Below are 12,285 nucleotides of genomic sequence, written 5' to 3'. Positions count from 1 at the left end.
CTAATATCGGATTTTGAAGCCATGGAAAGATCAGTCAAGTGATCATAAAAATATTCTTAACTGATCTGCATTAGGCCTGAGCCGGTTTTTAATTAGCATAGACTTTACAGCCCTAATTTCTTCTCAAGGTAGTGGATATTTGTACCACCGTTTTTGAAGTTTTCATCTGCAAGAATGCGTTTATGCAATGGCGTATTCGTTTTAATACCGTCGATTACCAGCTCATTGAGTGCATTACGAGCACGGGCAATAGCAACATCACGGTTTTCACCGTAAGTGATCAGCTTACCAATCATAGAATCGTAATGTGGCGGTACCGTGTAATCAGCATAAATATGGCTGTCCCAACGAATACCTAAACCACCAGCTGGATGAAAGCGGGTGATTTTACCTGGCGATGGAATAAAGGTTTCAGGGTCTTCAGCATTAATACGACACTCAATAGCGTGGCCACGAATAACAACGTCGTCTTGAGTGAATGATAATGGCTGACCAGCGGCAATTTTTAGCTGCTCTTTGATTAAATCCACACCGGTAACCATTTCAGTCACTGGGTGTTCAACCTGAATACGGGTATTCATTTCAATGAAGTAAAACTCGCCGTTTTCGTATAAAAACTCAAACGTACCTGCACCACGATAACCAATTTCGATACATGCACGTGTACAACGCTCACCAATGAACTTACGTACTTCTGCAGTAATCCCTGGTGCTGGCGCCTCTTCCACTACTTTTTGGTGGCGACGTTGCATTGAACAATCACGCTCACCTAGATGAACCGCGTTACCTTGACCATCGGCCAATACTTGTACTTCAATGTGGCGTGGGTTTTCAAGGAATTTTTCCATGTAAACCATGCTGTTGCCAAAGAACTGCTTAGCTTCTTGCTGCGTAAGCGCAATCGAGTTGATTAACTCAGCCTCGTTGCGTACAACACGCATACCACGACCACCGCCGCCGCCAGCTGCTTTAATAATTACCGGGTAACCAATACGCTTCGCAATTTGCATGTTGCGTTCTTTATCATCCGATACCGGACCATCAGAACCTGGCACACATGGAACACCGGCTTTACGCATCGCTTCGATAGCTGATACTTTGTCCCCCATTAGGCGAATAGTGTCGCCACGAGGACCAATAAATACAAAGCCACTTTGCTCAACTTGGTCGGCAAAGTCGGCATTTTCAGCAAGAAAACCATAACCTGGGTGAATAGCGACCGCATCAGTTATTTCAGCTGCGGCAATAATGCGTGGAATGTCTAAGTAACTTTCAGTTGCTGCTGGTTTACCAATACAGATGGTTTCATCTGCTAGTAATACGTGCTTAAGATCGCGATCCGCCGTTGAATGCACAGCAACCGTTTTGATCCCAAGCTCTTTGCAGGCGCGCAATATACGAAGTGCAATTTCACCTCGGTTTGCAATGACTACTTTATCTAACATGAGAGTTGGCCTTTTACGTTGCGCTATTATTCAATGATGAATAAAGGTTGATCAAATTCTACTGGCTCGCCGTTTTCTACTAAAATAGCTTTTACTGTACCGGCTTTATCTGACTCAATTTGGTTCATCATTTTCATTGCTTCAACGATACATAATGTGTCGCCAACTTTAACCTGTGAACCGACTTCAACATATGCTGGCGCTTCTGGAGAAGCTGCTGCGTAAAAAGAACCTACCATAGGTGATTTAACTTGGTGTCCTGTAGGACCTGCCGCTGGTACTTCAGACTCTGCTACAGGTGCTGCTGGTGCAACCGCAGGAGCGGGTGCTGGAGCATATTGCTGTGGAGCAAATTGCGCGTACGCAGGACCGGCACTCATGTTGTTACGGTTAATACGTACTGATTCTTCACCTTCAGTGATTTCTAGTTCTGCAATACCTGATTCTTCTACTAATTCAATTAGTTTTTTGATCTTGCGAATATCCATAAACGACCCGCCTATTAGTTTGTTAGTTTAAATTTAGTTTGAGTTTTGCAATCGGCTCACCGCTGCATGTAAAGCAGCGTGATAGCCCATTGCACCTAATCCACAAATAACGCCTTGCGCCACATCAGAAAAATAAGAATGATGGCGAAACGTTTCACGTGCATGCACATTACTTAAGTGCACTTCAAAAAACGGAATATCAACGCTTAGCAATGCATCACGTAATGCGACGCTTGTGTGCGTAAATGCTGCAGGGTTAATAATGATGTAATCAACCGCTTGCCAAGCATCATGAATGCGTTCAATGAGCGCTTGCTCACTATTACTTTGAAAATGCGTTAACGCCACATCTAAACTATTAGCAGCGCTATTTAACTCGCTCATAATATGCTCTAAAGAGTGCGAACCGTACTTATCGGGCTCACGCTTTCCTAGCATGTTTAAATTTGGGCCATTTATAACTAAAATCTTTAATTTTGCAGCCATAATACGCGATATATCCTATAAGTAATGAGTTAAGCGGTTACCAACTAATTTTTCACTAAAAAGTAAGCTGAAAAAAGTAAGATAGCAACAATTTCTCACGTTAACCAACTATTATAGTGATTTCGAAGTAAATAGCAGCAAAATACTGGTCTAATCTCTATTTTGGGGACGAATCTTGAGGGGGGAATAATGGCACAACATTAACAATCATGTTGTGCCATATAGAATGGTTATTCAGCGCTGGCACGCACTGCAGCAAGGTGCTTAGCGAAATCATCCGCATTTAAAAAGCCAGTAACACGTTGTGCACTTAGCTCTTCACCTTGAGTATTGAAGAATAAAATACTCGGTAAACCAAACACTGAATATGCTTCCATTAGCTCAATTGTTTCATTATCGCTTTGGGTTAAGTCAATTTGAATCAGTTGGTAATGGCTAAACTCACTTTGTACTTGCGGGTCGGGAAAGGTGTAATGCTCAAACTCTTTACACGCTACACACCAGTCAGCGTATAAGTCCACCATAACCATGCGCCCTTCGCTATTTGCTTGTGATACGGCTTGTTTAAGCTCAGCTAAATTGGCAACATGTTTAAACTCATTGTTTTGCGAGGTTGTTTGTAAACTCACGGCTTGTGTTGGCCAAAAATAGTTTTTGGTTAAATTAAAGCCGGTAAGCACTAATAAAACAGCCATAAACCACAATAAGGTTTTTAATTTACCTTGTGCTTGAGCGCTTTGCCAATAATGGAAATAAAGCGCTGTGGCGATAGCTAATAAGCCTGCCATAAGCATAATAATTTCAATATCTATAATGCGCTCTAGCAAAATAAGTGGCACAACTAACATAATAAAACCAAATAAGGTTTTGACTTGTTCCATCCAGCCGCCAGCTTTCGGTAATAGCTTACCTCCCGATGTACCTAATAATAACAGCGGTAGCCCCATACCTAAACTCAGTACGTAAAGTGTTAGCCCGCCGACTAGGTAATCGCCGCTTTGTGCCACAAATAATAATGCGGCTGATAAAGGCGCTGTAGTGCAAGGTGATGCAATAAGCCCTGATAAAACCCCCATCAAGAACACCCCAATATAGTTACCGCCTTTTTGGTTGTTGCTCACTTGGGTTAGCTTGTTCATCATGCCGTTGGGTAACTTTATTTCGTACCAACCAAACATCGACATAGCCAGCAGTACAAACAATAAGCTAAAACTAATTAATACATATGGATGCTGTAAATAGCCTTGCACTTGCCCGCCTAACGCAGCAACCACAAGCCCTAATGCTGCATAGGTAACCGCCATGCCTTGAATATAAACAAATGATAGGGCAAATGCTTTTTTGGTAGATAGGTTCTTTTGACCCGCAATTAAGCTAGATAAAATAGGGAACATCGGAAATACACACGGTGTAAATGCCAAACCCACACCCACGGCAAAGAAAATAGCTAAGTTAACCATTAAGCTTTGGCTGGCTAACTGCTCTGTAAATGTGAGCTCTTTATCAGGTGTTGATCCAGTTGCTGGTTTTTCTGCAGATTGGCTAAGTGCTGCAAATGCACTGCTTGCTGCGGTATTGTCATTAGTATTAGTTTCACTTGCCAGTACACTTAATGGAATGCTGATGATTTCAGGTGGATAACACAGCCCTGCTTTTGCACAGCCTTGATAACGCACCTTAACAACGCCATCTTCACTCACATTACTTAGTTTGCTGATAACGCTAAGAGAATTTAAAAACACCTCAGTTTTGCCAAAAAATTCATCTTCAATTATTTCACCAGCGCCCAACTCAGGCACGTCAATGCTGGCACCTTTGGCAATAATTTCTATTTTATCTTTATATAGGTAATAGTCATCAGCGATATCCCAACCAACAAATAACGTACTTCCTTGCTGGTCAAAATCAAATACAAACGCTTCATTTACCGGTAAAAATGTGTGCTGAGTCGGTTTTAGAAAATCATCAAGGGTATTTTGTGCCGCCCAAGCAGGCGCCATTAATACGCTTAATAAAAAAAATAAAATAAAGCGCATTAATGAAGCACCTCGTCCATCCAATTAAAGTAAGCCAAGTTACCCGTTGCTACATCAACAACTTGTATTTCTGGTACTTCGTAGCTGTGAAGATCTTTTAAGGTTAAAAATACATCGTTCATTTTGTCAGCCTTAGTTTTAATTAGCAGCTTTACTTCAGTTGCTTCAGCTACTTCACCTTCCCATATGTAAATAGAAGTCATGGCCGGTAAAATATTTACACAAGCAGCTAATTTCTTTTCAATTAGCGCCATAGCCAATAAACGGGCTTCATCGTTATCTTTGCAAGTGGTAAAAATAAGTTTAAATTGCGTTGTCATAGTGAACCTTTACTTGTTTACAGGGGTCTAGCCCCATAGTAGCTGATAGCGGGTATAATGTGTAGACACGAACTCTGTCTGCATTTTGGGTCTTTGCAGTAAATTGATTTAAACCCGCTACCTTTAACTCAACTAACACTAAAGTTTATTACTTACTCTTATTAGCTTGAAAATAGACCCGACAACCCTCACTTATATTTCATTAGCACCTTAATAAGTGTCATTTTTTTAGAGAGTCTTATGTTTAGAATTTTATTTTTGCTGTTTATCATCATCCCTATTATTGAAATTGCCTTACTAATTCAGGTTAGTGACGTGATAGGTGGCTTTGCAACAATCGCTTTAGTGGTACTAACCGCCATTGTGGGTGCAAAAATGGTGAAACAGCAAGGAATGGGCGCACTACAAAACGTACAAATGCAAATGGCTCAAGGGCAAATGCCTGCTAAAGAATTGTTTACCGGTATTTGCGTAATTATTGCAGGGGTACTTTTATTAACACCCGGCATTATGACAGATGTATTTGGATTACTACTCCTTACCCCTGCTATTCGAAACAAATTGGCTGCAGGACTTGCTAGTCAAGCAACTGTAAGAATGAGCGCCAGCATGCATCAAACTGGCACTTCAGGGTTTTCGCAAACTCATCAATCAATGCATCACGAGCAAGATGAAAACCGCCCTAAGACCATAGATGGTGAATACGAGCGAAAAGATTAAAAATTTATCATTTTTTCTCTTGGAATTTTTCACTCCACCCCCATTAATGAAAGCAAATTAGATACACTTTTTTCTGTACTGTTCAGAAACTGTTAGGAGAACTAAAAACATGAACATTCGTCCTTTACAAGATCGCGTAATCATCAAGCGTCTAGAAGAAGAAACCAAGTCTGCTGGCGGTATTGTATTAACTGGCTCTGCAGCTGAAAAATCAACTCGCGGAGAAGTTGTTGCCGTAGGTAATGGTCGCGTTTTAGAAAACGGTGACGTTCGAGCATTAGAAGTGAAAGCCGGTGACACTGTGTTATTTGGCTCATATGTTGAAAAAACAGAAAAGATCGAAGGTCAAGAGTACCTGATCATGCGTGAAGACAATATTTTAGGCATTGTAGGCTAAACCTACTTTTCGTTTAACACACATTTTAAGAATTTAGAGGAAATTAAACATGGCAGCAAAAGAAGTACTGTTTGCAGGCGACGCACGTGCAAAAATGCTAACTGGCGTAAATATTCTAGCAAATGCAGTAAAAGTAACATTAGGCCCTAAAGGTCGTAACGTTGTATTAGACAAATCATTTGGCTCTCCTGTGATCACCAAAGATGGTGTATCTGTAGCAAAAGAAATCGAACTTGAAGACAAGTTTGAAAATATGGGCGCACAAATGGTTAAAGAAGTAGCGTCTAAAGCAAATGATGCTGCTGGTGACGGTACCACTACCGCAACTGTGCTTGCTCAGTCTATTGTAAACGAAGGTCTTAAAGCGGTTGCTGCGGGTATGAACCCAATGGATCTTAAGCGCGGTATTGATAAAGCAATCATTGCTGCAGTTGCAGAACTTAAAGCGCTTTCTGTTCCATGTGCTGATACTAAAGCGATTGCACAAGTAGGTACTATTTCAGCTAACTCTGATAAAGAAATTGGTGAAATCATTGCTGATGCAATGGAAAAAGTAGGCCGTAACACAGGTGTTATTACGGTTGAAGAAGGGCAATCACTTGAAAACGAATTAGATGTTGTAGAAGGCATGCAGTTTGACCGTGGTTACTTATCTCCATACTTTATCAACAACGCTGAAAAAGGCGCGGTTGAGCTAGATAACCCATTTATCTTACTTGTAGATAAAAAAATATCTAACATCCGTGAATTATTACCAACATTAGAAGCGGTTGCTAAAGCAAGTAAACCTCTGCTCATCATCGCAGAAGACCTTGAAGGTGAAGCGTTAGCGACACTAGTAGTGAATAACATGCGTGGTATTGTAAAAGTATCAGCGGTTAAAGCACCTGGTTTTGGCGATCGCCGTAAAGCAATGCTACAAGATATCGCGGTATTAACTGGCGGTACTGTGATTTCTGAAGAAATCGGCCTTGAGCTTGAAAAAGCAACGGTTGAAGACTTAGGTACAGCTAAACGTGTAGTAATCACTAAAGATGACACAACAATCATTGATGGTGCTGGTGAAGAAGACGGCATTAACGGCCGTGTTGCACAAATCAAAGCACAAATTGAAGAAGCGACTTCAGACTACGATAAAGAAAAGCTACAGGAGCGCATGGCTAAATTAGCTGGCGGTGTTGCAGTAATCAAAGTAGGTGCCGCTACTGAAATTGAAATGAAAGAGAAAAAAGATCGTGTTGAAGATGCATTACATGCAACTCGCGCAGCGGTTGAAGAAGGCGTAGTACCAGGTGGCGGTGTTGCCTTAGTGCGTGCTGCTAGCAAATTAGCAGACTTACTAGGCGATAACGAAGACCAAAACCACGGTATTAAAGTGGCACTTCGTGCAATGGAAGCACCACTTCGTCAAATCGTTACAAACGCAGGCGACGAAGCATCTGTTGTTATTAACGCAGTGAAAGGCGGTGAAGGTAACTACGGTTACAACGCAGCCACTGGCGAATACAACGACATGATTGAAATGGGTATCCTAGATCCAACGAAAGTAACCCGTTCTGCATTACAATTTGCAGGATCGATTGCCGGTCTAATGATCACCACAGAAGCAATGGTCGCTGAAATTCCTAAAGAAGAAGCGGGCGCTCCTGATATGGGTGGCATGGGCGGCATGGGTGGTATGGGCGGCATGATGTAATCATCCCCTCACACACCTAGCTCAAATAAAAACCCAGCTTCGGCTGGGTTTTTAGCAATAAAGATAAAATAAATTCACTAAGACAACAATAAAATTATCTCAGTGTATTCCAATGCAACTGAGTTCCTGCAAGCTATACCCAGAGTAAATTTTATTTAACATGATTAAGGATATTAAGTTGAATACTAAACCTGAAATAATCATCTCATCACTGGATGCAGATCGATTGTATGCGCTAATGGAATCGTTACCTGCGAACAGTTTTGCGGGTGAAAAAGAACTTGAAGCAGAACTTGGTAGGGCTAACATCGTTGAGCCACACGAAGTTCCCTCAACCGTGGTAACCATGAATTCAACAGTGAACTTTGTTGTTGAATCTACAGGTGAGGAGTTTACTTTAACGCTTGTTTACCCGAAGAATATTGACTCAAGTGGCAACAAAATATCAATCTTAGCCCCTGTTGGTAGTGCATTACTTGGCCTTTCACAGGGAGATCAAATTGAATGGCCAAAGCCAGGCGGTGGGTTAATAACAGTAACTATTAAAGAGGTAACTTATCAACCAGAAAGAGCTGGCGAGCTTCATAGATAGACTTTTAAATCCTCATAATTTTAAATTAATAAACAAATTTATATAAAAAATCCAAGCAAGGCTTGGATTTTTTATATTGAGTTACTGCTGACTAATGTCGTATAGCCTTTGTGCTTGACTATTAGAGGCTTTACTTACTTCTCTAAAGTCTTCGGCATCGGCAGCATTTTGCCCTGATATTTCTCGGATCCGTTCCGCTAGTTTTTTAACATTGACGGTTACTTGAGCCTGCTCTTCTGTGGCTACGGCAATACTTGCTGAGCGCCCTTTAATGTCGTTAAATGCATCAACTATATTTTCATATTGCGTGCGTGTTGTATTTGAACGATCATTGACCACTTCTGAGAACTCTCGGCATTCTTGAATAACACTGACTCCTTTTGCAGCCGCTTGTTGTAACTGACTTATCATGGTTTCAATCTCACCAGCTGATTGTTGCGTTCTTTGTGCCAGTGTTCTAACTTCATCAGCAACGACCGCAAACCCCCTTCCAGAATCACCAGCACGAGCAGCCTCAATAGCAGCATTAAGCGCAAGCAAATTAGTTTGCTCAGAGATATTCATAATCACATCTAATACCGAACCAACCTGCTGTGAATCTTCAGAGATTTGTGATATTGCATTGGACGACTCAGTTAGTTTATTGAACAACAGCTGGATAGATTCTGCGTTTTGTTCAATAACATTAAATCCAGAGTTTACAAGATCTGATGACTTAGCGGTAATATCTGCAACGCCACCAATATCTTTTGATGCCGATGAAGCCGCTATCGACATTTCATTGATAGCCGTGGCTAACAGTTCATTTTCTTGCATTAGTTCATGTGCGCGTTGCTGACTATTACTACTCAAGTTATCAATAGATTCAGCATTGTTTTTTACTGAGGCCGCCTCTTCTTTAATCAGCCCAAGAATTTTAATAAGATGATCACCGTAATCATTAATAGCTTCGCAAAGATGACTCATTTCATCATCCCCTGATATTGGTAATTTAGAATCTGTTTGCCCTTGCATTAATGACCTAACTTGCGCCGAAGTCTGCTCTATTTGCTCAACTAATCGCTTACCAAATACTAATAATGCCGATATAAATATAACAATGAGTACAATGAATGAACCATACAAATAATATGTCAGCGTATTAGCTGCTTTTTTTGCAATCGCTGTTGGAATTATCACGCCAGAGCGCCACTTTTGCTCCGGCAGTGAGAATGTCACTAGAATTGAGCTATCCCCCTTTATGACACCTGAACTAAACTCAGCTACGAGTCTATCTTCATTTTTCAAGGCGTTAACTAAAGGCTGTAAAGAGCTATCTTTACTTACAGCTTGTGAAAAATTTAGCATGGCTAAATTCGTATCTCTAAATGCAGGAATAGAAACAAACTGCTGCGCACTATCAATAATAAAACTGTAGGTACCGGTTGCTTGGTTTTCAGCAAGTAGTGACTTTTCAATATGAGAAAGCTCTATATCTAAAGTAGCGACTCCCCAAAACTGATTATTACGCTCAATTTTAACGGAACAAGTTACCATAGGCACATTCGAGACTGCATCAACATAAGCCTCAGACCAAACACATACGCCTGGTTGAGCGTTAGCAGCACTTGTATACCAGCTTTCTTGTTGATATGGACTGCTATCAGCTTGGTTGTAGTCATCTAATAAAGTGTATTGACCATTATCGCCCTTAGCCCAAAACAAAGATGCCCTTTGTGCTGATGCATCTAACATATTTGGCTCTGGCCATATTCCACCACCGGCAATACCTGTACCACTAGCAATTAACGGTGCCAAATTTTTAATAAATTGATCTTTATCAAGGGGAAGTGTTTGAGCAACAACAGATAAGCTTTTAGTTAATGCTGCACTTTTTCCTAAATCCTTAGCAAATGATTCTCCGATTACTTTAGCCTGTAACTTAGCTGCAGAAATAGCTTCATTTTTTATAATAGGCGTTATCACCCATTGCATAATTACGGTTAAAACGAGCAAAGAGAAAACGATAAGTAATAAGCTTCCCGCATACATTTTTTTCTGTATTAACATTTTTAACCTCAGTTACAACCAACAGCGTTAACTAAGTATAAGAAGGTTAATGGATTTATCAAAAAAAGAACAAAATTAATATGAATGCTTTTATCTTATGGTTTTATATTATTAATTAACCGCCTCACTATACAAAACAGATCGCTAGGTAGCATACCTCGCTCTCCATTTTTTTGCCCAGCAATATCACCCGCTTTAGCATGCAGTGTAACACCATAGCAAGTCGCCTCAGCACAATCTAACCCTTGAGCAAGTAATGCCCCTACAATACCAGTAAGAACATCACCGCTACCGCCAACAGCAAGCGCAGGGCTTCCTTCTTCACAAACCCAAGTATGCTTACCATCGGCTATTAAAGTTCCTGCGCCTTTTAAAACACAAACTGCTGAGTAACGTTTAGCACATTGTTGAACATAGCTGAACCGATCAGACTCTATCTCCCCAGTCGTCACCTTTAATAATCGAGAGGCTTCGCCCGGATGCGGGGTAAGTACACACCGCGTGGGCATTTTCGGTGAAGCTTGTTTAGCGAGTAAATTAAGTGCATCAGCATCAATAACTAAAGGCATATTATTGCGTGTACAATACTCAATGACTTGATTAAAGTTATTTTTTGCCCATTCGTCTTGTCCAAGGCCTGGGCCAATAACAGCACAGCTTGCCCACTCCAATGCGTGTTGCAAGTTATTACTACTTACCATAAGCTCTGGTCGGCCAAAACTGACTGGCATAATTGAGCTTTCATGGGTATGCACTCTGACCATTCCAGCACCAGCTCTAAGCGCTGCCTCGCTTGTTAAGCTGATAGCACCTGCCGTTCCTTGATTCCCACCAATACACAGTAATTTTCCATAACTACCTTTATGACTATTCAAAGCACGTGGGCCTAAGCCTTTAAAAATATTGATATTAATAAGCTTACCCGAAGGGCTTGCTAATTCTACGAATGACTCGCCAATAGCCAAGTCATCAAAGATAAGTTCACCAACATACTGTTTACCCGCAGCCGTTGTTAACCCTTGTTTTACCCCTACAAAAGTAATTGTTTTAGTGGCTTTAATTGCAATACCTAAAGGTTGGCCTGTATCAGCATTTATACCTGATGGCACATCAATACTGAGTATTGGTTTAGTGCTTTCATTCGCCGCTTTAATTATAGTGGCAACATTATCGCGTACCGTATTTTCAAGACCAGTGCCCAGTAATGCATCAATGATTACATCACACTCATCGAGTGCATCAGCGCTAAAGTTACAAATTTCACCACCGGCATCAATCCAGCGCTTTTGTGCTTTTGCAGCATCGCCGGTTAATTCTTTATTTTCATCTACGGCACACACCACTACATGTCTATCGGCTTGTTTAATAAGGCTAGCCGCAATATAGCCATCTCCTGCGTTATTGCCACTCCCTACGAGTACTAGAGTCTGCTGTGCATTGAATGATTTCCAATTTAAAAATGCGGCATGCCCCGCTCGTTCCATTAGGGTAAACAGATCACAACCACTGGCTTTTGCAGCATTACCCTCATGCTCTCTTATTTGCTGTGCTAAATATACGAATTGCTTAACGCTGGAAGATGAAGGTAATAACGACATGATAGGCTCTATAAAAATAAGTGTTGATTAAGTAGACTTTGGGCTCATTGGTTTTTTTTCAAGTAAGATCAGAAATGTATCAATCAGAATAAGGGCGCAACCCCCTTATTTGAGTATTTATTACCAATTTATATGGATTTGCTACCTGATGCTGATACGTTATTCTTAGCGACAACGCAATAGAATGTCGCGGTCCCTACAGCGGTAGAGTATATATTAGGCTCTGAGGTGGTCGTCGCATTCTTTTACCCATAGGTTTCGAGATACTCAACCCATGATACAGTGGTCAAGTTAACGCTGTGCAGCTGACGGCTTATAGCTAATATTTTTACTTTCCTGCAGACGTAAAAAAGCCCGACTATTTCTAGTCGGGCTTTCTTGTATTTGGAGCCTGGTAATGTCCTACTTTCACATAGCAAATGCTACACTATCATCGGCGCTGTTTCGTTTCACTGCTG

General features: G+C 41.0%; 11 protein-coding genes. 4 read left to right on the top strand and 7 right to left on the bottom strand.

The window, feature by feature from the left end:
- Positions 1-104: 104 nt before the first annotated feature.
- The 5 genes from accC to cutA form a co-directional block, all read right to left on the bottom strand.
- The gene (gene accC / locus QL984_RS17815; RefSeq protein WP_013466031.1) at positions 105-1,445 is read right to left on the bottom strand and encodes an acetyl-CoA carboxylase biotin carboxylase subunit; all 1,341 of its coding nucleotides are present in this window, start codon (positions 1,443-1,445) and stop codon (positions 105-107) included.
- A gap of 26 nt (positions 1,446-1,471) precedes the next feature.
- Positions 1,472-1,933 carry an acetyl-CoA carboxylase biotin carboxyl carrier protein gene (gene accB / locus QL984_RS17810; protein WP_013466032.1) on the bottom strand — a complete coding sequence of 154 codons (462 nt, stop codon included), beginning with the start codon at positions 1,931-1,933 and terminating at the stop codon, positions 1,472-1,474.
- Positions 1,934-1,966: 33 nt separating this feature from the next.
- Complete coding sequence (gene aroQ, locus QL984_RS17805; RefSeq protein WP_013466033.1) at positions 1,967-2,419, bottom strand: type II 3-dehydroquinate dehydratase; 453 nt, start codon at positions 2,417-2,419, stop codon at positions 1,967-1,969.
- Between the two features lie 230 nt (positions 2,420-2,649).
- Positions 2,650-4,455, bottom strand: coding sequence for a protein-disulfide reductase DsbD (locus tag QL984_RS17800; protein ID WP_058155320.1), 1,806 nt, complete (start codon positions 4,453-4,455; stop codon positions 2,650-2,652).
- Positions 4,455-4,775, bottom strand: a complete 321-nt coding sequence (gene cutA, locus QL984_RS17795; RefSeq protein ID WP_013466035.1) for a divalent-cation tolerance protein CutA — start codon at positions 4,773-4,775, stop codon at positions 4,455-4,457. Before cutA ends, QL984_RS17800 begins: the two co-directional genes overlap by 1 nt.
- Before the next feature lie 240 nt (positions 4,776-5,015).
- On the opposite strand from cutA, the gene QL984_RS17790 reads away from it, so the two are divergent.
- The 4 genes from QL984_RS17790 (at position 5,016) to rnk (ending at position 8,180) form a co-directional block, all read left to right on the top strand.
- The gene (locus QL984_RS17790; protein WP_013466036.1) at positions 5,016-5,495 is read left to right on the top strand and encodes an FxsA family protein; all 480 of its coding nucleotides are present in this window, start codon (positions 5,016-5,018) and stop codon (positions 5,493-5,495) included.
- A 109-nt stretch (positions 5,496-5,604) separates the two neighbouring features.
- Positions 5,605-5,892 (top strand): co-chaperone GroES, encoded by a 288-nt coding sequence (locus QL984_RS17785; protein ID WP_008113511.1) that lies wholly within the window; start codon positions 5,605-5,607, stop codon positions 5,890-5,892.
- Between the two features lie 49 nt (positions 5,893-5,941).
- Positions 5,942-7,588 carry a chaperonin GroEL gene (gene groL / locus QL984_RS17780; RefSeq protein ID WP_013466037.1) on the top strand — a complete coding sequence of 549 codons (1,647 nt, stop codon included), beginning with the start codon at positions 5,942-5,944 and terminating at the stop codon, positions 7,586-7,588.
- A gap of 178 nt (positions 7,589-7,766) precedes the next feature.
- Positions 7,767-8,180: a nucleoside diphosphate kinase regulator gene (gene rnk / locus QL984_RS17775; RefSeq protein WP_024601929.1), complete on the top strand. Its 414-nt coding sequence runs from the start codon at positions 7,767-7,769 to the stop codon at positions 8,178-8,180.
- Positions 8,181-8,261: 81 nt separating this feature from the next.
- On the opposite strand, the gene QL984_RS17770 is transcribed toward rnk, so the two are convergent.
- Together QL984_RS17770 and QL984_RS17765 are read right to left on the bottom strand one after the other, a co-directional pair.
- Positions 8,262-10,229: a methyl-accepting chemotaxis protein gene (locus tag QL984_RS17770; RefSeq protein WP_128583726.1), complete on the bottom strand. Its 1,968-nt coding sequence runs from the start codon at positions 10,227-10,229 to the stop codon at positions 8,262-8,264.
- 95 nt (positions 10,230-10,324) lie between these two features.
- On the bottom strand, positions 10,325-11,827 hold the full coding sequence (locus QL984_RS17765; RefSeq protein WP_128583727.1) for an NAD(P)H-hydrate dehydratase: 1,503 nt from the start codon (positions 11,825-11,827) through the stop codon (positions 10,325-10,327).
- Between the last annotated feature and the right edge of the window lie 458 nt (positions 11,828-12,285).

The organism is Pseudoalteromonas sp. APC 3495 (assembly GCF_030407645.1).
GTDB lineage: Bacteria > Pseudomonadota > Gammaproteobacteria > Enterobacterales > Alteromonadaceae > Pseudoalteromonas > Pseudoalteromonas tetraodonis.
The sequence above is the reverse complement of the archived record's forward strand: the minus strand, read 5'-3'. Positions and strand labels throughout refer to the sequence as shown.